The organism is Pedobacter sp. Leaf216 (assembly GCF_001421515.1).
Classification (GTDB): domain Bacteria; phylum Bacteroidota; class Bacteroidia; order Sphingobacteriales; family Sphingobacteriaceae; genus Pedobacter.
In genome coordinates, this window is sequence record NZ_LMKM01000037.1 from 132,634 (window position 1) to 157,234 (window position 24,601).

General features: G+C 37.4%; 17 protein-coding genes. 6 read left to right on the plus strand and 11 right to left on the minus strand.

The genetic code is table 11. From position 1 onward, the window contains the following. The first annotated feature begins 91 nt into the window (after nucleotides 1–91). A complete protein-coding gene (locus ASE74_RS23210; protein WP_055914833.1) occupies nucleotides 92–910 on the plus strand; it encodes a 2,3,4,5-tetrahydropyridine-2,6-dicarboxylate N-succinyltransferase in 819 nt (272 codons plus the stop codon). A gap of 15 nt (nucleotides 911–925) precedes the next feature. Beyond that, on the plus strand, nucleotides 926–2,125 hold the full coding sequence (locus tag ASE74_RS23215) for a glycosyltransferase family 1 protein (protein ID WP_082458907.1): 1,200 nt from the start codon (nucleotides 926–928) through the stop codon (nucleotides 2,123–2,125). 2 nt (nucleotides 2,126–2,127) lie between these two features. Here ASE74_RS23215 and ASE74_RS23220 read toward each other — a convergent pair whose 3' ends face one another. Then, nucleotides 2,128–2,682: a DUF4136 domain-containing protein gene (locus ASE74_RS23220; protein WP_162235839.1), complete on the minus strand. Its 555-nt coding sequence runs from the start codon at nucleotides 2,680–2,682 to the stop codon at nucleotides 2,128–2,130. A 164-nt stretch (nucleotides 2,683–2,846) separates the two neighbouring features. After that, nucleotides 2,847–3,620, minus strand: coding sequence for a GLPGLI family protein (locus tag ASE74_RS23225; protein ID WP_162235840.1), 774 nt, complete (start codon nucleotides 3,618–3,620; stop codon nucleotides 2,847–2,849). Nucleotides 3,621–3,714: 94 nt separating this feature from the next. On the opposite strand from ASE74_RS23225, the gene ASE74_RS23230 reads away from it, so the two are divergent. The 4 genes from ASE74_RS23230 (at nucleotide 3,715) to miaA (ending at nucleotide 7,632) form a co-directional block, all read left to right on the plus strand. Continuing rightward, a complete protein-coding gene (locus ASE74_RS23230) occupies nucleotides 3,715–4,281 on the plus strand; it encodes an L-threonylcarbamoyladenylate synthase (protein WP_055914841.1) in 567 nt (188 codons plus the stop codon). An 88-nt stretch (nucleotides 4,282–4,369) separates the two neighbouring features. Beyond that, complete coding sequence (locus ASE74_RS23235; protein ID WP_055914844.1) at nucleotides 4,370–5,824, plus strand: CCA tRNA nucleotidyltransferase; 1,455 nt, start codon at nucleotides 4,370–4,372, stop codon at nucleotides 5,822–5,824. Nucleotides 5,825–5,920: 96 nt separating this feature from the next. Then, entirely contained in the window at nucleotides 5,921–6,571 is a 651-nt protein-coding gene (locus ASE74_RS23240) for a hypothetical protein (RefSeq protein ID WP_055914847.1), read from the plus strand. A 125-nt stretch (nucleotides 6,572–6,696) separates the two neighbouring features. After that, nucleotides 6,697–7,632 carry a tRNA (adenosine(37)-N6)-dimethylallyltransferase MiaA gene (miaA, locus tag ASE74_RS23245; RefSeq protein WP_055914849.1) on the plus strand — a complete coding sequence of 312 codons (936 nt, stop codon included), beginning with the start codon at nucleotides 6,697–6,699 and terminating at the stop codon, nucleotides 7,630–7,632. Nucleotides 7,633–7,697: 65 nt separating this feature from the next. Here miaA and ASE74_RS23250 read toward each other — a convergent pair whose 3' ends face one another. The 9 genes from ASE74_RS23250 to rpoB all read right to left on the minus strand — a co-directional run bounded on the left by ASE74_RS23250 (nucleotide 7,698) and on the right by rpoB (nucleotide 24,569). Continuing rightward, nucleotides 7,698–8,993 carry a G-D-S-L family lipolytic protein gene (locus ASE74_RS23250; RefSeq protein ID WP_055914853.1) on the minus strand — a complete coding sequence of 432 codons (1,296 nt, stop codon included), beginning with the start codon at nucleotides 8,991–8,993 and terminating at the stop codon, nucleotides 7,698–7,700. Nucleotides 8,994–9,005: 12 nt separating this feature from the next. Further along, entirely contained in the window at nucleotides 9,006–10,229 is a 1,224-nt protein-coding gene (locus tag ASE74_RS23255) for an OmpP1/FadL family transporter (RefSeq protein WP_055914856.1), read from the minus strand. A gap of 77 nt (nucleotides 10,230–10,306) precedes the next feature. Then, the gene (locus tag ASE74_RS23260) at nucleotides 10,307–10,618 is read right to left on the minus strand and encodes a DUF3467 domain-containing protein (protein WP_055914859.1); all 312 of its coding nucleotides are present in this window, start codon (nucleotides 10,616–10,618) and stop codon (nucleotides 10,307–10,309) included. 92 nt (nucleotides 10,619–10,710) lie between these two features. Continuing rightward, complete coding sequence (locus ASE74_RS23265) at nucleotides 10,711–12,945, minus strand: alpha-L-fucosidase (protein WP_055914862.1); 2,235 nt, start codon at nucleotides 12,943–12,945, stop codon at nucleotides 10,711–10,713. Between the two features lie 93 nt (nucleotides 12,946–13,038). After that, nucleotides 13,039–14,166, minus strand: a complete 1,128-nt coding sequence (locus ASE74_RS23270; RefSeq protein WP_082458908.1) for an SGNH/GDSL hydrolase family protein — start codon at nucleotides 14,164–14,166, stop codon at nucleotides 13,039–13,041. 5 nt (nucleotides 14,167–14,171) lie between these two features. After that, complete coding sequence (locus ASE74_RS23275; protein ID WP_082458909.1) at nucleotides 14,172–15,905, minus strand: DUF4091 domain-containing protein; 1,734 nt, start codon at nucleotides 15,903–15,905, stop codon at nucleotides 14,172–14,174. 159 nt (nucleotides 15,906–16,064) lie between these two features. Continuing rightward, nucleotides 16,065–16,310: a hypothetical protein gene (locus tag ASE74_RS23280; protein WP_055914868.1), complete on the minus strand. Its 246-nt coding sequence runs from the start codon at nucleotides 16,308–16,310 to the stop codon at nucleotides 16,065–16,067. Nucleotides 16,311–16,403: 93 nt separating this feature from the next. Further along, complete coding sequence (rpoC, locus tag ASE74_RS23285) at nucleotides 16,404–20,690, minus strand: DNA-directed RNA polymerase subunit beta' (RefSeq protein WP_055914871.1); 4,287 nt, start codon at nucleotides 20,688–20,690, stop codon at nucleotides 16,404–16,406. Between the two features lie 75 nt (nucleotides 20,691–20,765). Beyond that, nucleotides 20,766–24,569 carry a DNA-directed RNA polymerase subunit beta gene (gene rpoB / locus ASE74_RS23290; RefSeq protein WP_055914874.1) on the minus strand — a complete coding sequence of 1,268 codons (3,804 nt, stop codon included), beginning with the start codon at nucleotides 24,567–24,569 and terminating at the stop codon, nucleotides 20,766–20,768. Nucleotides 24,570–24,601 lie beyond the last annotated feature (32 nt).

The window sequence follows — 24,601 nt, forward strand, 5'->3', positions numbered from 1 at the left end:
TTAACCAATTAACCTTCGGGGAAAACAATTTAAACAATTAACCATTTAATAAGCAAAAATTGATTTATTTTGCGTAAAATTTAAAAACATCATGTATTCAGATTTAAAGAAATTAATTGAAGCCGCTTGGGAGGATAGAACCCTTTTAAAATACAGTAATTATTGTGAAGCCATTGAAGCCGTTGTTATGGGCCTTGATAAAGGTGAAATCCGTGTTGCTGAACCAGTTTTAAACTCTTGGGGCATTAATGAATGGGTAAAGAAAGCAGTAATTTTGTATTTCCCGATTCGTGAGATGAAAGAAATTAAAAGTGGCCCTTTCGTTTACCACGATAAAATGGATTTAAAAACCGACTATAAAGCAACTGGTGTACGTGTTGTGCCTATGGCAAGTGCGCGTTACGGTTCGTTTTTAGCCAAAGGTGTAATCATGATGCCATCATACGTAAACATTGGTGCTTATGTTGATGAAGGTACCATGGTTGATACATGGGCAACAGTAGGGTCTTGTGCACAAATTGGTAAACGCGTTCACTTAAGCGGTGGTGTGGGTATTGGTGGTGTTTTAGAGCCTGTGCAAGCTGCTCCGGTAATTATCGAAGATGATTGTTTCCTGGGTTCGAGAGCGATTGTTGTGGAAGGTGTTAAACTTGAAAAAGAAGTTGTTTTAGGTGCAAATGTGGTACTAACCGCATCAACTAAAATTATTGATGTTACCGGCCCTACACCAGTAGAATATAAAGGAGTTGTTCCGGCACGTTCGGTAGTAATTCCAGGAAGTTATACTAAAAAATTCCCTGCCGGAGAATACCAGGTACCTTGTGCTTTAATTATCGGTAAACGTAAAGAAAGTACAGATAAGAAAACATCACTTAACGATGCGTTAAGAGAAAATAATGTAGCAGTTTAAGCTGAAAGCACAAAGGTGAAAGCTGAAAGTGAAACTAAAAAAGCCGAAAGTAACGAACTTGATCAATCAAGCTTGGGTTTTTCGGCTTTAACCTTTTCGCTTAAAATTGGATTCGATGGCAAGCGTGCCGCCAATAACTTAACAGGATTGGGAAATTACAGCCGATCGTTAATTGAGCACCTTGCGCATCAATTTCCTCAACATCAATACCTCATTTATACGCCAAAAGTAAAACAGGCCAACCAGATTGATGCCTTTCTTGAAAAAGAAAACATTGAACTAAAACTCCCTAAAAACGGGTCTTTTTTATGGAGAACTTTAAATATCCTTAAAGATATAAATCAGGATGGCTGCCAGATTTTCCATGGCTTAAGTCATGAGATCCCCCTAGCCATACAACATACCAGGATTAAATCGGTCGTAACCATCCACGATCTGATCTTTCTTCGTTTCCCTCAATATTATAAATTTATCGACAGGAAATTATACGAGTGGAAAAGTAAATCAGCCTGTAAAAGAGCCAATAAAATTATCGCGATCAGCGAAAAAACCAAGGAAGATATTGTAGAATACTACGGCATTAATCCTGAAAAAATAGAGGTAATTTACCAAAGTTGCGATGATAATTTTAAAATTTCACTACCAAAGGAAACTTTAAGCAGAATTAAGGCCACTTATCAATTACCAGAAAAATACATTTTAAATGTTGGCACCATTGAGGAACGGAAAAACCTAAAATTGGCTGTACAGGCCTTAAAAGAGGTAGATGAAGCCTATAAATTAGTGGTTATAGGAAAACAAACCCCTTATTTTAAAACTGTTGAACAGGAAATAGAAAAACTTGGATTAAAAAACCGGATTCTATTTTTAAAAAATATTCCATTTGCCGATTTACCAGGAATTTATCAAATGGCCAATGTTTTTGTTTACCCATCATTTTATGAAGGTTTTGGCATCCCTATTATTGAAGCATTGTACTCGGGTGTTCCGGTGGTTGCAGCAACAGGATCTTGTTTAGAAGAAGCTGGCGGACCAAATAGCTTATACGTATCACCGAATGATTCTGAAGCGTTGGCAACTGCCATCAATAAAATTTTGAACGATTCTGAACTTCAAAAAGAAATGAAAGAAAAAGGGCTGGAATTTGTTCAAAAATTCAACAGCCCTGTAGTTACTCAGCAATTAATGAATTGCTATTTAAATCTTTTGCAATAGCCTTATTTTGCAGCGGTAACGTTTGGTGGGTATTGTGCCAAAATTTCTTTAACACCTGTATACAAACGTTGTTCTCTTTTATTGAAGTTATCAAGGTTAAAGCCTGAACCTTGTCCGTGCCAGAATAAAATCTTTTTAGCCGGATCTAAGAAATCGATAATAATTGTGCCTTCGATATACTGGTTAACATAGTTGGAACCCCAACCGCCCCAGCCTCCTCGCCAGCCACCCCAGCCCCAGCCCCAACCACCGTAGTAAGCCGGACCATAAACATCAGTTTTTTCTCTCGCCACAACTACGAGATTCACCAACAAATCTGGACGATCTGATTTGGTAAATCCTTTGGCATTCATCTCAGATTCTACCGCAGCCATTAATCTGCGTTTATCCAAATTATTAAGTTTTACGCGAGCAATGCCTTTATCGTAAAAATTGTAAGTTTTATAACCGCCTAAATCGACATTTTTATCATAATCTGATGCGGTGCGGAGTGTTGTACATCCTGCTAATGCCAATACGACTGTAAAAAGCATTAATAATTTTTGTGCTGTTCTCATTTTGTGCATTGTTTCTTTTAAAATAACCTGATATAAATATAGCGATTTTGGCATTTAAAAAGGAAAATCGTTTGTAATTTTTACACTCAGATTGTTATATTTTAAACAGCTAGCAATTGATTATGTTTTGACGCTATCTGTCTATGAATAAATATTTTACAAAATCAGTATAATTCTTTAATTGGTGCAACTGTATGTTTAATGTTACTCGATCCGGTTAGAGAATAATTAACCACATCATTATCCTTTTCTAAATCCTTTTTATTTGCTTTCCACTTTAAAATAAATGTTCCATGACTGATCATTTCATCATCGTTGTAAACCTTTGGCATTTGTAATTCTACAGGAAACTGATCAACATATTCTATATTTTCCAAACTATAACGATATATATTGTCTATATCACTCACTTCAAATATAATACCCGGTAAACCTCCAAATTTCCATGGTCCAATTTTCATTAAATTATCCTTTTTAGACCATGCCACATATTTACGTCCTCTAAAGTCGGTTTCGGCTTTGGTGCAAGTTTCGCCATTAATTTCCTTTGTTTCGGTAGAGATTTTCCAATTGAAATTATTTAATGTATCCACTACTAAATAGGTTGCCTTTGGCCATATCCTTTCTGCATAGATAAGGCCAGAAATATCAGGCGATTTCAATACGAAAGGTATCCGTTTATCATTGTCATTCAGTACGATCTTAACGCTGGTGATCCTCCTGATTCCGTTGTACGTAGTATCCCCCTCTAATTTTAATTCCTCATTTGGTATTGACAGCTCTAACGACCTGCCATTCAGGTAATACTGTTCCAATTTTATGTAACTTGTTCTTCCGCTCACATTTATATTGTTTCGATAATGAAAGATGATCCTTTTCTGGGCAACAAGCAATTGAGATAAACTGATAAGTACAGCGAAAAGGAATAATTTCTTCATATTGTTTAGCGTTTGCATAAAAATATGGACTGTTTAATTTAAAAAGCAAACATTAACATTATTTAACTTCCTTTTTAAAAATTACCTTTGCAAAATGCTAAGAGATGAGATTAATAAAGCTTTTGAGGTACTAAAATCAGGTGGGGTTATCCTTTATCCAACAGATACCATTTGGGGTCTGGGCTGCGATGCCAGCAATGCTGAAGCGGTGGATAAATTATTGAAGATCAAAAACCGTCCGGCAGAAAAAAGTTTGATTGTTTTACTTGATGTAGACAGCAAATTGCAAAGCTATGTTGCAGAAATTCCTGATGTAGCATATGATTTAATAGAATATGCAGAAAATCCTTTAACCATTATTTTTTCTGGTGCAAAAAACCTGGCCGAAAACGTAATTAATGCCGACGGCAGCGTAGGAATTCGAATTGTTAAACATGATTTCTGTACACCATTAATTCAGCGTTTTAGAAAACCAATTGTTTCTACTTCGGCAAATTTAAGCGGGCAACCCTCACCGAAATTTTTTGATGATATAGATCCTGAAATTATTGAAGCTGTAGATTATGTGGTAGATTTTGAACAGGAAAACCGGACCAGTAGAAAACCTTCAACCATTATGAAACTTTCTCCAAGCGGACAATTTGAATTTATCAGAAAGTAAGTTCCAATCCGCTGTAGGTATCGAACTTGTGTTTTCTTGATCCACCAAATGTTTTTCTTAATTTTGAACAAATGAATTACCCTTATATATGCAGTCTGATTTGAACGAAGGAAGCAGCAAGTATCCTTCAAAGGATTTGGGCTTGCACCTCCAAAATCCCATATTCAAAACCTTATCCACTATAGCCGATAAGCACAATATCGAAGCTTACGTAATTGGAGGATTTGTTCGTGATTTATTTTTAGATCGCCCTTCGAAAGATATTGATGTTGTTGTTGTGGGCAGTGGGATAGCATATGCTGAAGCAATTGGCCGGAAATTGAACACAAAAGTGGCCGTTTTTAAAAATTTCGGTACGGCTAATATCAAATATCAGGATCTGGAGGTCGAATTTGTAGGGGCCAGGAAAGAGTCTTATCGTTCAGATTCGCGAAAACCGATTGTTGAAGACGGTACCCTGGAAGACGACCAACTCCGCAGGGATTTTACCATCAATGCACTGGCAATTAATTTAAATACCAATCATTTTGGCGAATTGTTGGATCCCTTTAACGGACTTAAAGATTTAGAAAATAAACTGATCCGTACACCCCTTGATCCTGAAATTACGTTTTCTGATGATCCTTTGCGCATGATGCGGGCCATCCGGTTCGCTTCACAGCTTCATTTTGATATTGATCCGGCCGCCCTTAACGCGATTAAAACCCAAAAACAACGCATTAATATTGTATCAAAAGAAAGGATTACCGATGAAATGAATAAAATCATTCTCTCAAAAAAACCTTCGATCGGTTTTAAACACCTTTTTGATACTGGATTACTGCATATCATTTTTCCTCAGATGGCGCAACTTTATGGTGTCGAAATCATCAAAGGAAAAGGGCATAAAGATAATTTCTACCATACTTTAGAAGTATTGGATAATATTTGTGCAGCTACCGAAGACTTGTGGTTACGCTGGGCCGCAATTTTACACGATATAGCCAAACCTGCAACCAAACGTTTTGAAGAAGGCCACGGCTGGACCTTCCACGGCCATGAAGATAGAGGAGCCAGAATGGTTCCGAAGATTTTTGCACAGCTGAAACTTCCCTTAAATGAGAAAATGAAATATGTACAAAAACTGGTGCAGCTCCATTTACGCCCAATTGTTCTGGCACAGGAAACCGTAACAGATTCGGCCGTGAGGCGGTTGCTTTTTGATGCAGGCGAAGAGATTGAAAGCCTGATGTTGCTTTGCAACGCCGATGTTACTACCAAAAACGAATATAAAAAAACGAAATACAGAAACAACTTTGAGCTTGTTAAACAAAAGCTTAAAGATGTAGAAGAACGCGACAAAATACGCAACTGGCAGCCTCCTATTTCGGGCAATGATATTATGGAGACTTTTGGCTTAGATGCAGGCAAAGAAGTTGGATTAATTAAAAATGCGATCAGGGAGGCCATACTGGAAGGCCACATTACCAATGATTATGATGAAGCGTTTAATTTTATGCTTACTCAGGCAAAACAAATGGGATTAAATCCTGTTAATAAATAATTTAATTGCCTCTACGCTATATTAAGGTGCCTTTGTGGCATTTGATGTTTGCGGTAATATAAATTAACTTTATTTTTACGGTTCCAAAATACAATAATGGCTATTTATAAATTTAGAATTACTTTTGAAGATTTTGATGATGTTGTGAGAGAGATCGACATTAAATCAAACCAAACATTTGAAGACCTGCACAAGGCTATTCACAGATCTACGGGTTATAATGCCGAAAAATCTTCATCTTTTTATGTTAGCACCGATAACTGGTTAAAGGGTGATGAAATTGCTTATTTACCGAGCGAACGTAAAAAAGATCGTGTAGTTTTAATGGAAAACTCCAAATTGAGTGGTTTTATTGAAGATCCGCACCAAAAATTTTACTATATCTATAATTTCGACCGCCCATACGATTTTCATGTGGAGCTTGTAAAAATCATTTTAGATGCCGACCCGAATATTGAATATCCATTTTTAGCCAAAAGCAGTGGTGAGGCACCAAAAATTTTCGAAAGCAGCAATGCATCTATTACCGATCCTGGCGCATCTGCTGGTGCAGTAGCAGGCGAATTTGATTTTTTGAATGAAATGAATTTTGTTCCTGAAGATACCGACGAACTAGAAGCAATGGGCGATATGGGCATTAATGAGGAAGAAAGAGATGAAGAAGATGAAAGCGAAAGCGACGAATTTGGCGATGAGTTTTCTGATAGCGACAACTTCGAAGATGATAGCCATAAAGATGATTATTAATTTTTTTGCCATATATGTTGCTGATCCGATCACTTTAAGATTCAGTTCAGCTTCGTAGTGCTTAATTTATAATTTAATTATATCAAGTCAGGTGTTTACATCTGACTTTTTCTTTTAAAAAAATCATGTTACCTGCAGATCAAACTACTAAAAAGCCAAAAACACTAATAGCCATTGTTGGACCTACCGCAATTGGAAAAACAGCTTTAGCTATTAAACTGGCTACACATTTAGATACAGAAATTATCTCAGCAGATTCGCGTCAGTTTTTTAAAGAAATGGAAATTGGAACGGCCAAACCCGATGCAGTAGAACTAGCAGCAGCCAAGCACCACTTTATCAATTCACATTCGGTAAAACAACTGTTTAGCACCGGCGATTTCGAATTGGAAGCTTTAAATATACTCGATGAAATTTTTAAGTACCATGATACAGCTATAATGGTTGGCGGTTCAGGGCTATACATCAATGCGCTTATTAATGGTTTGGATGAAATGCCGGATATTGATTTATCCATTAGGGAAAAATTAAACAATCAATTCGAAAATGAAGGTTTAGCTGTTATTCAGGAGCAATTGGCCAAAGTAGATCCGGAATATTTTGCAAAAGTAGATCAACAAAATCCACAAAGGATGATCCGCGGATTGGAAGTTTTTTTATCCACAGGGCAAAAGCTTTCTTCAATGTTATCGGCCACTAAAAAGGAAAGACCATTCAGTATTATCAAAATTGGGTTAAATACCGATAGAGCTGTTTTGTACAACAGAATTAATGAGCGGGTAGATAAAATGGTGGAAAATGGTTTATTGGAAGAAGTAGCCACTTTAACCCCTTTTAAACAGTTTAATGCCTTAAATACCGTAGGATATAGTGAAATTTTTGATTATTTTGATGGGAAAGTATCGCTAGAGGAAGCAATAACTGCTATTAAACAAAATACCCGCCGCTTTGCAAAACGCCAGCTTACCTGGTTTAGAAGGGATGAAGAAATTAAATGGTTTGAGCCTGATGAAGGCGCTCAAATTATTGATTTTATAGAAACCCAAATGAGCAACAAATAAAAGAGGTTGCATCAAAAATTTGATCCCAACTCAGAAGTTATCTTATTGATACAACCTCTTTTTAACTATTTCGTGTCAGGAAATTTTACTCCCCTATATTGTGTAATATCCACTGTAGGTATGGTAGAACCATACTTTGCATTAATTGCATCAATGAATACATTGGCAATTACCGCATTTCCACGTGGCGTTAAATGTATCCCATCCAAAGAAAAAGCACCACCTGAAATAAAAGCAGAATTAATACCAATACCTTGGATATTCATTCCCACTTTAACCTGGTTAAAATAAGTATAAGTATCAGCTATGGCCAAACCTTTACTTGTAGCTAAAGATTTAATACTGCTGTTGTAACTGTTTACGTAATCTTTCACTTTTATAACCTCATCTTTATCCAGTACCCAATTACTGGTAATTGGATTTAGTGGGTGTAAGCCGTAAGGAATAGCACCCTGACCAAACAAACCAGCTGTTTGAAATGGCAAACGGATTAAATCTTCAGCAGTTGCAGCCCTAACTGCGCCTGTTCCGGTTTGAATATAAATTGCTGCTGCCGCAGGATTGATTGCTTTGGCTGCATTTAATAAAGCTGCTACCGTTACCGTATTAAAATAAGGAATTGCAGTTACATCAGGTATCGTACCAACAATACCTTTTTGCCCACCTGCAGATAATGCATTTACCAAATTAGCATATAGCGATGAAAAAGTAACCTTATCTGTTAAAACCGTAGTTGGATCTCCGTTAACGGTAACCGCTCCATTTAAAGCATACCCTAACACATCATTATTGCCCAACCAAAGTGAGAAAAAGGTGTGGTTTCTGCCCTGTATGTACTGAAAGTAATTCGTTTTACCAACTTGCGCATCAGTTAATAAACGCTCGAAATAAGGATTAGCCGCACTAAAAGTTAAAGATGGGTCAAAAGATAAATCGACACGCATGCCTGGGATACCTAAGTTTTGAATCTCAGTGGTGTATTTGGCTAAATGCTTTGCCGCATCAATGTAAGCCAATTTATCTGTAACCGGAGTTAAGGTTGGGGTACCGTTAACCAATGCTGTTAATGCAACATACCCCGAACCATTAGCTTGTGCATCTGTAAAAAAAGGAGAAGTAAAGCTACCACCACCTACTGTAGCCATTTTGGCCGCAATTAAATTTGGATAAGCTACTTTTTGTCCCTCTAAATATAATCCACCATCAGCAAAACCTGAGGTTAAAGAATTACCTACGGCAATGTATTTGCTAAAATTAGCTTGGCCGGCTGTAGTACCCGCCGGTGTTTCAATTTCTGGTTTACAAGCCGCTGTAAAAAGAATGGCAGCAGCTACAAAACTATTTAATATATATTTTTTCATTTGTAATTTCTCCTACCATTTATAAGTTAACGAAAGCCCTGGTGCATAAACCAAAGTTTTAAAAGTACCATCTAAGCCTGTTTCAAGGTTTTTCTGTTTACGCGATTTTACATCTTCAAAGAAGAATGAGGCATTAACTTCGAAATGACTGGTTGGCGTATACCCTAAACCAGCACTTAAAATATAACGGTCGGCATCTGGTGCCTCAGGAGTTACGTAACCATCCTGTACCGGAGAAAAAGCATAACCTACGCCAGCTCTTAATGCTAATTTTTCAGAAGCCCGGTGATTAATTCCCAATTTGAAGGAAGATCCATCCCGATAATTACGGGCTGATTTCGTATCGGCCAGTGAAGGGGTATTTGTTGCATAATCAAAAGATAAATCCTGATAAATATGCCATTGTACCCAACTTGCATCGAATGCTAAAACTGTACTTTTTGAAAGTGGAATACCAACTCCCAAACTGGTGGTAGCCGGTAAAGGCAGTTCGGCATTAAATGTATTTCCGGCAGGGAAAGATGAAGTTAAAGAACCTGGCACCTGAAAATCGGCTGTTCCACCATCAAGTTTGGTAATCACTTTAGATTTGTGAACCAACGCAAACGATATATTGCTTAAGGTTTTAATGTACAAACCTGCATTCCAACCATAACCCTTACCTGTACCATCCAAGGTAACATGGCCTGAGCGACCGTCGGGATAATTTACCGGTAATGCCCGCTGAAGATTTACATCGCCATGGTTATAAACAAAACCTGCACCAATACCAATACGATCTGTAATTTTAACGCTCAATGTTGGCTGGAAATAAATTGCTTTTAAATTTAACGAAGTTAAGGCATACTTACCAGACCAGTTATCACCCCAATCTACCAAACCACCAAATGGTGTATAAACACCTAAACCTAATTTCCATTTGTTAGATTTTGGACCCCAAACGGCATAAAATTCGAAAGGTGGAGCAACTTTGTTTTTTACATTTTCTGTAATGTTGGAACCGCTTTGTTTGAAAGCTGATTTAAACAATAATGGGTTTACTCCTGCTGAAACTGAGTTTTTCTCTAAGAAAGTTACTGCACCGGGATTGTAAAATACGGAAGCCTCATCTAAAGCCAATGCAGAACCTGCACCTGCCATACCAATTTGTTTCTGACCTTGTAAATTAACCTGGAAACCCTGCCCCAAAACCCATAGAGGGGCAGAAAGTAATGCGCTCAATAAAATTTTTTTCATTTATAAATGGTTATATCACAAATATATACTATGCTAACATAGTAAACAAATATTTGTTTGTAAGAATTTTGATTGGCTTACGCCTGGGCAGTAGGCCCACCAAAGCCCATCGGAAAAGGTGGCTCTTCCTGTGTTTTGATTCTTCCATTTACAGCTTCAAATTTCTGAATGTTATCTTCCAGTGCCGCCAATAAGCGTTTAGCATGTTCTGGCGTCAAAATAATTCTTGATTTTACCTTGGCCTTTGGTATTCCTGGCATCACACGAATAAAATCAAGTACAAATTCGGTATTTGAATGGGTAATGATGGCCAGGTTAGAAAAAATTCCTTCAGCAATTTCTTCTGATAACTCTATATTTAATTGATTTTCGTTTTGTTGTTCTTCCATAATAGCTCAAAAATAAAAAATTCCGCTGCTTAATGGTGGAATTTAATATATAATGTTCGAAATAAAATTAATTATTGGTAGATCAAGCTTTGCTATTTCTCAACAAAATCAAGCTCGGCAATGGCTAAGGCTTTTTTATTTCCTGCTATTCCGGTTGCTTTTATCCGAATATATTGTGCGTTTATACTATTTTTAAAATAATGTGTTCTCGGCGTAGGGTCGTTAATCAGGTTACCAAATTCAAAAGTTTCAACATCTTGCCAGTTTTTACCATCACTACTGGTTTGTAATATTCCTTTTTCAAGCATTCCATCCGCGAAATTAGTTGGTGGAGTATAAATAAAGCCTTTTAAATTGTGAATATTACCAAAATCTATAGCAATAAAATGCAAATTTTCACTTGAATTAGAAAGCCAGTAAGTTTTCTTATCGGCATCAAAGGCCATGGTGGCATTATGCTTTGCATCTTCACTATCCATATTCAGTAACTTCCAATCTTTCTTTACTATTCCAAATGTTTCAGCAGCTAAAGCACCCTTTTCCTTATCGGTTATTGCAATTGCCTTTACTTCTCCTTTCGCAATCTGTATCGGCCCTTTATATTTTTTAGCGGTTGCAGTAGGCAAACTCCCATCGGTAGTATAATAAATTTCTATGCCTTTATTCAGGTTGGCAGTTGCATTTTCTCCGTGTGGTTTCCAACCAAATTCATGTGTTTTGGGCGATATGGTGGTTAAACCATTTATATCTCTGTTGAACTGTAATTGAGGCGGGCGGGTACGGTAGTAGTGTGCAGAAATGGTCGCGATTGCAGGATTAGCCCTGGATGATAAAATGGTTAATCTGATTTTCGATGTCGTAATTTCAGGAAAACGTAATATTCTTTTGTAACCGATATTGCTTGCTTCGGCAATTTTTTGCCATTTATTTGCAATCCAGGCGTCTAATTGATGTTGTACCACGCGTTCACTATGGCTTGCAATATCTTCCTGAACAACAATCCGGTTTACAGTAACCGGCTTTATGGTAGAAATTACAATACTTTTTTGTTTATCAGCAAGTAAAACACATGTATTCAAATCATTATCAAGCACTTGCTTAAATCCCTTAGCACCCGAAAATAGATTTTTGTCATACGTTTCTTTAATGCGTTTCCCCACCTCATTTAATACGCTTACATCTTCTTTTGAAAATTTTCCATCACGATTGGGCGGAATATTCAGCAAAAAAGTAGAGTTCCCCCCTACCGAACGTTCATAAATATCAAAAACATCATCAGCACTACGCACTTTTTGTTTATCATCATCGCGGTAAAACCAACCCTCTCTTATTGAAGTATTGGTTTCTGCCTGTTGATAATGCAAGTATTTGGCTTTGTAAAGTTCATTATTGCTCCCTAAATCTTTAGCTGTTAAATCTGGAAAATGAGTAGCAGTATCCGGGTTTTCGCTATAAGGAAGTACATTCCATTCTGTTTCACGGGTTCCTCCAGCTTCATTTCCGCACCAACGGATATCTTCTTTACCGAAAATAACGGCTTTTGGTGCCAATGTATGGATCAGCTTTTTCCATGCAATATAATTATATTTTTGGCCGCCCTTGGTTTTAGGGTGTGCGCCATCAAACCACACTTCATCTACCTTACCATATTCTGTTAAAACTTCGAACAGCTGGTTTAAGAAATATTCGTTGTAGTCGTCAACTTCGAAATTAAATTTAGTTTTGTTTGCAAACGGTCTGCCGGCCACTTCGCGGGGTATGGTCCTGGTTGTTACTTTACTTAAGTTACCATACAGGCCTTCAGGACTTTCGATCTGATATAAATCTGCCGGAGATAAGTAAATGCCCAATTTTAGTCCGTACTTTTTGCAGGATGCAGACAGATTTTTTAAAATATCACCTTTACCATTTTCAAAACCTGTTGTCATGATACCGTGGTTGGTGTACCTACTCTGCCAAAGTACAAACCCATCATGGTGTTTTACGGTGATGATAACCATTTTCATCCCTGCCGATTTCATAGACTGACACCATTGGTCGGTATGTAATTCTTTCAGGTCAAAAACTTTAGGATCTTCTTTACCGTTCCCCCACTCCATCCTAGTAAAAGTATTAGGTCCGATGTGGATAAACGCGATAAATTCATTTTTTAAAGCACTTAACTGGTTTGAAGTGGGTACTACATGGCTTGCTTTTGCAATAATGGTGGCTTTGCTATCATCCGCTGCAACTGCAATGGTATTTTGCGGTTTTATACCATCACTTTGTGCAAAGGCATTTGCAATAAATGAAGCCATAATGGCCGATGTAAATATTAATTTTCTCATTTGTTTGTTTGAATGCTTAATTATATTTGGTTTAAAATGGTTATGTAGTTATTAGCTATATTTAGATTACTAGCTTAACCGGAGTACAATCAATTATTTTTTTACCGCTAATATTCTGTTGATTATTTTCTCGTAGGCATCTGCATATTGCATCATGCCAAAATCGTTAGGATGGGTGCCATCAATGGTGCTGTCGTCAGTGAATCCAATTTCTTTAGCAGTTAAGATATAAAGATCTTTAATTCCTGATTTCTTAAGTTTTTGATAAGTATTGTTTAACACTTTAGAGGTCCAACTGTAATTACCTGTTAATACGCTATCCAAATTAACCTGATCCAAACCTGAGCTATGTTCAACCAATAAAATAGGCGTATTGGGGTGTTTGGCCTTTAAACCTTGCACTGAACTGGTAATTCGCTTTTCAATTTCTTCAGCCGGATAAACTTTTTTATCAGTTAAATTAGGCTGACAGTCGAGCACAAATAACTTAGCATCTGTTTGATTCATTAAATCGATCAGTGGGCTTTCCAAACGGCCGTTACCCGAAAACCCAAGGTTAATAACGGGCTGAGCCAATTTTCTGCCCAAAATATTTAACCAGGCCATACCAGGGCGGCCAGCACTTGCACCTTGCATTATAGATGTACCGTAAAATACAAGAGGTGCTTTTTCGTTGGCTTCTTCAACTTTAAGCTCTGCATTAGCATTTACGCCTAATTTTAACCATTTAGGGGCATTATACAAAGGCAAATACAAACGGAACCGCTTAATTTTTACGGATTGGTTGAAATTTCCATAAGCATAAGTAATGGTGTCTTTATAGCTGTATTTGGCTTTGATCCAATGCCATTTATTTTGAAAATCCTGTGCATATAAATCTAATCCGCTTACCCCTAAAGTTGGCATGTTTTCTAAATTTTTACCCGCTTTCAATTGGTATTTTACTACAATTTGTTGCGCTGTGGTATAAAAATCTATATACTCACCTGCGGTATTTTTGGCCAGATCCCAAACTTCTTTACGAACATTTTTTTCGGCTTCAGTGGGTAAACGGTTAAAATAGTTAAGGCTGTCGGGGTTTTGCCAGGCTTTCCCCTTTAATGTTGGATAACTGTTCTCCATTGGGTTAAACCACTTAATATTGTCGACACCCTGTGCGCAAATAGATTTACAAAAAGCCAAAGAGAAAAGTAAAGAGAGCAAAAAAAGATTAGGTTTCATTTTAGTTATTTATTTAATAATTGTTTCACGTTTTGTAAGGTTTCATCTGCTGTTATCGTTGATAAAGATTTGATTTCGAATTTCTTTAAAGCTGTGTTCAACTCATTTAGAGATGCTGCATTTTTGGTTTTAATATAAAATGATTGAAGCTGTTTAATCTTTTCGAAATCCTGGGCACCCTCAATCAATTTTTCGAATCTTACCGAAGATAATGGTCCTGGATAAACCTGATAAGTGTCTCCAGCTGGCCAAGCGGTGAAACGGGTATCTGTTAAAGGATTTTTTGTCCAGCTGTTATATGCCCACCTTACGTAACCATCCATATTTTTATATGCGGTATACCAGCCCATCCATACTTGTTCTGCAGGCGACGAAAAACTAAATGCATTGGGATAAGGCTCTGTACAACAGGTATACCAGGTGCTAATTTTACCTTCCTTGGTTCTTTTCTGTAATATTTCTGCCGGGAATTCCCATTTTGATGCGATGCAATAATTATCAATATCTTTTTCTATCTCCTGATGATACTCTCCGGCTAGTGCGATTTTCCAGTTTGGATCAATACTTTTCAATAATTTTATTACAGCTTGCATCGCTTTCATCGGGCGTTCATCCATAGCAATGTATGTTTTAGCAAACCAGTTTTTTGTTTTTAAGTGTTTGGTAAAATCAGTAAGCATGGTTTTCCAAAATGCATCATAAGCAGGTGTACCAATGGCATCAGTAAAAACAGCTTCTTTTTGAGTAGCTTCATCCCAATAGTTAAAAGCAATTTTCCAAGGAACCATGCTATAACAATTAATGCGCTGGTTGATACCCGTAGTCATTACAAATGAGATATATTTATCAAACAATGCATAATCATAGGTCCAGGAGCCATCTTTTTTCTTAGTCCAATTGATTAAACTCGGGTAATCATCATAAGTTTGATGGCCCCATGCTTCGTTCACAATACTTGCAGTGATGGTTTTTTGCCCGGCATTTGCCAACATTTCATAATAGGGTTTCATTAGTGCGAAATGTTCATTACTCCACAACTTTACATTATGCACCCTGGCAATAGCTGCAGGGTGCTGCCATAAATCTAAGTCATATTTCCACTCATTTGGCGGTGGAAGTACTTTATCTATCACCTTAATTTCAATAGGTAATTTATATTCTTTTTCGGCAGTAATTTTAACTGTTCCGGAATAGGTTCCGACTTGAATATTTGAAGGAATTTTTATACTCAGCCAAACAGGTTGCGTATTTTGGGCTTTAACGGTAATATTGTTGTTTTTTGTGTCGATCAGGTCAGCCACATAAGATGAATCAAAATCTGCAGCTTTGCGGTAACCACAGCCATCTCTAAACTCATCTGTAATGACATATTTTATTAAACCCGCGCTAAGATTTTCTTTCTTGATGTGGTTTCCTGTTTGATCTTTGAGATCTGAGAGCTGGATATTTATGTGATCTAGATTGTTTTTAGTCCAAAGCAGTAATTGGGTATGTATCTTTTCGCCCTTCCAGGCTGAGGTGTTCCATGAATTTTGCATTGCAATCTGCGGCAGTAATTCTTTTGGAAATCTTATATTGCTGCTGGCAAAACTAATATTTAATGAATTGCTGATGCGCTGCCAATTATTATTTATGTTTTCTTTACTTGGCCGTAGTGGTTTTTGGAGTGCCAAACTAACATCCTGGGCAGCACTGGTTAAGCCAAAACCCAGCAATAATATTACTGATAAAAACTTCATAAACCTAAGTTAATGAAACCGATCAGTATAAGGTTAAGAGATTACAGAGCGGGCTTTACGCAAACGTTTGATGGATTGTAACAAAATTGATACAATTCCACATAAAGTTAAAAGTCCCATTATTGTTGAAGGCGCTGTAATTATAAATAATAATACGACTTACTTATTGATAAATAATAAAATAAATCCAATTGTAACGGCTATCTGGCCAATCCAAAATATAAACATCCATTTTATAATATCTGCCTTTGAATTAGCTAAATCTTCTTTAGTAGCCAAAACCTCACGCTTATTTTCAAACTCAGATTTAACTTCATCTTTTACATAAGAAACCAACTGCTCTGCTTCCTGCTCGCCAAGCTTAGCTTTTAAGATCTGAAAAAGTTGAATTTCTGAAACACTCATGTATTTATTTTTTTATTAAAGTTACAAAATCTATTCCAAACAAAAAACTCCCTCACTAAGGGTGAGGGAGTTTAAAATAAATATCAGAAAATACTAAGCTTCTACTTCTTCTTGTTTTGAAGCCAATAATTTATCGTATTCTTCTTGAGAACCAACAATGATTCTTTCGTAACCACGTACACCAGTACCTGAAGGGATTAAGTGACCAACGATCACGTTTTCTTTTAAGCCTAACATATTATCGCGTTTACCTGCAATTGCTGCCTCATTTAATACTTTCGTAGTTTCCTGGAACGAAGCCGCAGAAATGAACGATTTAGTACCTAATGATGCACGTGTAATACCTTGTAAGATAGAACTTGCAGTTGCTGGTCTGGCATCTCTAACCGTGATCTGTTTTAAATCCTTACGTTTCAATTGAGAATTTTCGTCTCTTAATCTACGTAATGAAACAATTTGACCTGGTTTTAAGTCTGTAGAATCACCTGCATCTTCAACAACTTTCTTATCGTACATTGCATCGTTCTCGTCAGCAAAATCCCAACGGTCAACAGCATTGTTTTCTAAGAAAATAGTATCACCTGGATCTTCAATGTGAACTTTCTGCATCATCTGGTGAACAATTACTTCAAAGTGCTTATCGTTAATTTTCACACCTTGTAAACGGTAAACCTCTTGAATACCATTTACTAAGTATTCTTGAACCGCTGCAGGGCCTTTAATTGATAAGATATCTGCTGGAGAAATTGAACCATCTGATAAAGGCATACCCGCTTTCACAAAGTCATTATCCTGTACAAGGATGTGTTTCGACAATGGAACTAGGTATTTTTTAACTTCACCATCTTTCGATTCGATTGTGATTTCACGGTTACCACGTTTAACGCCACCTAAAGTTACCACACCATCAATCTCAGTTACTACAGCTGGGTTAGATGGGTTACGTGCTTCAAATAATTCCGTTACACGAGGCAAACCTCCTGTAATATCTCGAGTTTTACCAGTTGCACGAGGAATTTTAGCGATAATCTGACCAGTTTGGATAGCTTCACCTTCATCAACTGAAACGTGAGCACCTACCGGAATGTTATAACCTTTGATAAATTCACCTTTCTTATCAACAATTTGAACAGAAGGGTTTTTAGTTTTATCACGTGTATCGATAATCACTTTTTCACGGTGACCAGTTTGCTCATCTGATTCTTCACGGAAGGTTACACCTTCAATAATTGCATCAAATTGTGCTTTACCGGCAAATTCTGAAAGAATAACCGCGTTGTACGGATCCCATGAACAGATTTTATCACCTTTTGAAAGTTTATCACCTTCTTTAACGAACAAGAATGCACCGTAAGGAATGTTGTTGGTTACAATGATACGTCCGGTTCCTGGTTCAACAATTTTGAACTCGCCTGAACGGCCCAATACTACCTGAACTGTTCCATCTTCTGTTTGAGTATCAACAGTACGGATATTTTCGAATTCGATTACACCATCAAACTTAGCTACGATGTTAGATTCTGCAGCAATGTTTGATGCAGTACCACCCACGTGGAAAGTACGAAGTGTTAACTGTGTACCCGGCTCACCGATTGATTGTGCTGCAATTACACCAACTGCCTCACCTCTCTGAACACGTTTACCTGATGCCAAGTTACGGCCATAACATAATGCACAAACACCACGTTTTGATTCGCAAGTTAATACTGAACGGATCTCGATACCCTCTAAAGGAGATTCTTCGATCAATTTAGCAACATCTTCGTTAATATCTTCACCAGCACCTACCAATAATGTGTTATCCAAAGGATTGTACACATCATGTAGTGAAGTACGGCCTAAAATCCTGTCGTATAATGGCTCAACAATATCTTCCTGATCTTTTAAAGCGGTAGTATACATACCTCTTAAAGTACCACAGTCATTATCATTAACAATCATATCCTGCGCCACATCATGTAAACGACGGGTTAAGTAACCCGCATCCGCTGTTTTTAACGCCGTATCTGCCAAACCTTTACGCGCACCGTGAGTAGAGATAAAGTACTCTAATACCGATAAACCTTCTTTAAAGTTTGATAAGATCGGGTTTTCAATGATATCACCACCTGAACCAGATTTTTGAGGTTTCGCCATCAAACCACGCATTCCGCAAAGCTGACGAATCTGCTCTTTAGATCCACGTGCACCAGAATCAAGCATCATGTAAACTGAGTTAAAACCTTGGTTATCGCTAGATAACTGAGTCATAACGAAAGTAGTTAACCTGTTGTTGATACGGGTCCAGATATCGATAATCTGGTTGTAACGTTCGTTGTTGGTAATGAAACCCATATTATAGTTGTTTCTTACCTCTTCAACCTCAGCAGCTGCCTGTTCTAATAAAGTATGTTTTTCTACCGGAATGTTTACGTCTTGTAAGTTGAACGATAAACCTCCCTGGAATGCCATTCTGAAACCTAATTCTTTGATATCATCCAAGAATTGTGAAGCACGGGCCATACCAGTCATTTTCACTACTTCACCAATAATATCCCTTAAAGATTTTTTGGTTAATAGTTCATTGATATAACCTACCTCTTCAGGAACCATCTGGTTAAACAATACCCTACCGACAGTAGTTTCAGTTAATTTATTAACGATAGAACCGTCAGCTTGTTTAACATTTACCCTTACTTTGATAAATGCGTGCAAGTCTAATTCTTTTTCGTTATAAGCAATAATAACTTCTTCCGGAGAATAGAAATTTGAATCCTGTCCTTTTACAACTCTCGAATCATCAGTTCTGCGGCCTTTAGTAATATAATAAAGACCCAAAACCATATCCTGAGAAGGTACTGTAATTGGTGTACCGTTAGCAGGGTTTAAGATATTGTGTGCTGCAAGCATCAAAACCTGGGCTTCCAAAATTGCTGCATTACCTAAAGGTAAATGCACAGCCATCTGGTCACCATCAAAATCGGCGTTGAATGCAGTACAAACTAACGGGTGTAACTGGATTGCTTTTCCTTCAATTAATTTTGGCTGGAAAGCCTGAATACCTAGTCTGTGTAAGGTAGGTGCACGGTTTAATAATACCGGGTGACCTTTTAATACATTTTCTAAAATATCCCAAACTAACGGATCTTTTCTATCAACGATTTTCTTAGCAGATTTAACTGTTTTTACAACACCACGCTCAATCATCTTACGGATAATGAATGGTTTGTAAAGTTCAGCAGCCATATCTTTAGGAATACCGCACTCGTGTAATTTAAGGCTAGGCCCTACAACAATTACCGAACGAGCTGAATAATCCACACGTTTACCCAATAAATTCTGACGGAAACGACCTTGTTTACCTTTCAAGATATCTGAAAGCGATTTCAAAGCACGGTTACCTTCAGTTTTTACCGCGTTAACTTTACGTGAGTTATCGAATAACGAATCTACAGCTTCCTGCAACATACGTTTTTCGTTACGTAAAATTACCTCTGGTGCTTTAATCTCGATCAAACGTTTTAAACGGTTGTTACGGATAATTACACGACGGTATAAATCATTTAAATCTGAAGTTGCAAAACGGCCACCTTCTAATGGAACTAAAGGACGTAATTCTGGTGGAATAACCGGAACAATTTTAACAATCATCCACTCAGGGCGATTCTCAATACGTGTATTAGCACCACGGAAAGCTTCAACAACCTGAAGACGTTTTAAAGCCTCATTTTTACGTTGTTGAGAAGTTTCGTTAGCAGCCTGGTGACGTAAATCATAAGATAAAGTATCTAAATCAATACGTTTTAATAAATCTTCTAATGCTTCAGCACCCATTTTGGCGATGAATTTATTAGGATCTTTATCATCTAAATATTGGTTTTCTTTAGGTAATTTATCTAAAATATCTAAATATTCTTCTTCCGTTAAGAAGTCCATATAGTTGATACCTTCTTCAGCCATTAAGCCTGATTGAATAACTACGTAACGCTCATAGTAGATAATTAAATCTAATTTTTTAGTAGGTAAACCTAATAAATAACCGATTTTGTTTGGTAAAGAGCGGAAGTACCAGATGTGTGCAACAGGAACCACTAAAGCAATGTGTCCCATACGCTCACGACGTACTTTTTTCTCAGTTACTTCAACACCACAACGATCGCAAACAATACCTTTATAACGGATACGTTTGTATTTACCGCAATGACATTCGTAATCTTTTACCGGACCAAAAATACGCTCACAGAACAAACCATCACGTTCAGGTTTGTAAGTACGGTAATTAATGGTTTCTGGTTTCAACACCTCACCGCTTGAACGTTCCAAAATAATTTCTGGAGACGATAAGCTAATCGTGATTGATGTGAAATTGCTTTTTAATTTATTATCCTTTTTGTAAGACATACTTATGTAAGGTTAAAGCGGAAAGCTTAAAGACCAAAGCTGCTTTGAGCTTTAGTCTTTAGTCTTTCGGCTTAATTAATCTAATGTAATATCTAAACCTAAACCGCGTAACTCATGTACCAATACGTTAAACGATTCTGGTACACCTGGCGTTGGTAGGTTTTCACCTTTAACAATGGCTTCGTAAGTTTTGGCCCTTCCGATTACATCATCCGATTTAACGGTTAAGATCTCCTGAAGGATATTAGCTGCACCAAATGCCTCTAATGCCCAAACCTCCATCTCACCAAAACGCTGACCACCGAATTGAGCTTTACCACCCAATGGCTGTTGTGTAATTAATGAGTACGGTCCGATTGAACGGGCGTGCATTTTATCATCAACCATGTGACCTAATTTCAACATGTAGATAATACCTACAGTTGTAGTCTGATCGAAGCGCTCACCTGTTAAACCATTATATAAGTAAGTTTTTCCTGAAGCAGGAACGCCGGCTTTAGCAATCCACTCTTCTACTTCATCATGAGTAGCACCATCAAAAATCGGAGTTGCAAATTTAACACCCAATTCCTGGCCAGCCCAAGCTAAAATAGTTTCGTAGATCTGACCAAGGTTCATACGTGAAGGTACACCCAGTGGGTTCAACACAATATCAACCGGACTACCATCAGCTAAGAAAGGCATATCTTCATCACGTACAATACGTGCAACAATACCTTTGTTACCGTGGCGACCTGCCATTTTATCACCTACTTTTAATTTACGTTTTTTAGCAACATAAACTTTTGCCATCTGTACGATTCCTGAAGGAAGCTCATCACCTACACTGATCGCGAATTTATCACGTTTGTAAGCACCAAGTTCTTCGTTAACACGGATACCGTAGTTGTGAAGCAACATTTTAATTAACTCGTTTTTATCATCATCAGTAGTCCATTTATTAGGGCTAATGTGATTATAATCAAGTTCTGCTAAAATTTTCTGAGTAAATTTAGCGCCTTTGGCAACCAATAATTCTTTGTAAATGTTAAATACACCCTGAGATGTTTTTCCGTTTACGATAGTGAATAATTTGTCAACAAGTTCTGCTTTTAATTTCTCAGTAATGTTGTTATATCCTTTGTCTAATTTCTCAATTGCCGATTTTTCTTCAGCTTTTGTAGTTTTCTTAGCACGGCTGAATAATTTAGTATCAATTACCACACCTTGGATTGAAGGAGGAGTTTTTAAAGACGCATCTTTAACATCACCTGCTTTATCACCAAAAATTGCACGTAGTAATTTCTCTTCAGGTGAAGGATCAGATTCTCCTTTTGGAGTGATCTTACCAATTAAAATATCACCTTCTTTTACATCAGCACCAATACGGATAATACCATTTTCATCAAGGTCTTTAGTTGCCTCTTCAGAAACGTTAGGGATATCTGGTGTTAATTCCTCTTCTCCACGTTTAGTATCACGTACTTCTAATTCAAACTCTTCAATATGCAATGAAGTGAAAACGTCATCACGAACAATACGCTCGTTGATTACAATCGCATCCTCAAAGTTGAAACCTTGCCAAGGCATGAATGCCACTTTCAAGTTTCTACCTAAGGCCAATTCACCGTTTTGAGTTGCATAACCTTCGCAAAGTACTTGTCCTTTAGTAACTTTCTGACCTTTCTTAACGATTGGTTTTAAGTTGATACAAGTATTCTGATTGGTTTTTTTGAATTTAATTAAACGATATGTTTTGCTATCACCTTCAAATGAAACTAAACGATCATCTTCGTTACGCTCATATTTAATGGTAATTTCGTTAGCATCCACATATTCTACAACACCGTCACCTTCAGCATTGATCAAAGTTCTTGAGTCACGTGCCACGCGACCTTCTAAACCTGTACCAACAATTGGTGCTTCAGGACGTAACAATGGTACGGCCTGGCGTTGCATGTTCGATCCCATCAAAGCCCTGTTCGCATCATCATGTTCTAAGAACGGAATCAACGAAGCAGCAATTGAAGTAATCTGGTTAGGCGCAACGTCCATTAAGTCTAATTTCTCAGGCTCAATAATCGGGAAGTCACCTTCATAACGCGCTTTAACACGTGGTGTTGTAAAGTTACCTTTATCATCATATTCTGCATTTGCCTGAGCGATGGTTTTACCATCTTCATCTTCTGCAGATAAGTAAATCACGTCTGAATCTACAACTACTTTACCATCTTCAACACGTTTGTATGGTGTTTCAATGAAACCTAGATTATTGATTTTTGCATGCACACAAAGTGATGAAATCAAACCAATATTCGGTCCCTCTGGAGTTTCAATAGTACATAAACGACCATAGTGAGTATAGTGAACGTCACGCACCTCGAAACCGGCACGCTCACGTGATAAACCACCTGGACCTAAAGCCGATAAACGGCGTTTGTGCGTAATCTCGGCCAATGGATTGGTTTGATCCATAAACTGAGATAACTGGTTAGTACCAAAGAACGAGTTGATAACCGATGATAACGTACGGGCGTTAATCAAATCAGTTGGTGTAAACACCTCGTTATCGCGAATATTCATACGCTCACGGATTGTTCTGGCCATACGGGCTAAACCAACACCAAATTGTGCGTACAATTGCTCACCTACCGTACGTACACGACGGTTAGACAAGTGATCGATATCATCTACCTCTTCTTTTGAGTTGATCAACTTGATCAGGTATTTCACAATTGCAATAATATCTGCCTTTGTTAATACTTTAACCTCATCAGGCGTATTCATTTTCAATTTACGGTTGATGCGGTAACGACCAACATCACCTAAATCGTAACGTTTATCCGAGAAGAATAAACGATCAATGATACCACGAGCAGTTTCCTCATCAGGTGGTTCTGCGTTACGCAAAGCACGATAGATGTTTTCAACAGCTTCTTTTTCTGAGTTTGATGTATCTTTCTGTAATGTATTATATATAATGGTATAATCAGCCTGACTTGCGCCATCTTCTTTTGATAAGATGATGCTTTTTACGCCAGCCTCGATAACCATATCAATGTGTTCGTCTTCTAAAACGGTTTCTCTTTCAAGAATCACTTCATTACGGTCGATAGAAACTACCTCACCAGTATCTTCATCAACAAAATCTTCAACCCATTTTTTCAATACCCTTGCAGCCAGTTTACGACCGATGTATTTCTTTAAACCAGATTTACTAACTTTTACTTCGTCAGCAAGATCAAAAAGTTCTAAGATATCTTTATCAGAATCGTAACCGATAGCACGTAATAAAGTGGTAACCGGGAATTTTTTCTTACGATCGATGTAAGCGTACATTACGTTATTAACGTCTGTAGCGAACTCGATCCATGAACCTTTGAAAGGAATTACACGTGCAGAATACAATTTGGTTCCATTAGTGTGACGGCTTTGGCCGAAGAACACACCTGGAGAACGGTGTAATTGCGAAACGATAACACGTTCTGCACCGTTGATAACAAACGTACCTTTTGGTGTCATATACGGGATTGTACCTAAATACACATCCTGGATAATGGTTTCAAAATCTTCATGTTCTACATCATTACAAGAAAGCTTAAGCTTTGCTTTTAATGGAACATTGTAGGTTAATCCACGCTCAATACACTCGTGTATATCGTAACGTGGCGGATCAACAAAATAATCAAGAAACTCTAATACGAAGATATTTCTTGAATCTGTTATTGGAAAGTTTTCAGCAAACACTTTAAACAAACCTTCGCTAGAGCGATCGTCTGATGTGGTATCTATCTGGAAAAATTCTCTGAATGATTGCAATTGCACATCCAGAAAATCCGGATAGTCTATAATGTGCTTACTAGTTGCAAAATTTACTCTTTGTTCGACTGTCTTTGCCAATGGACTAAAAGATTTTAGTTTAAGAATAAACT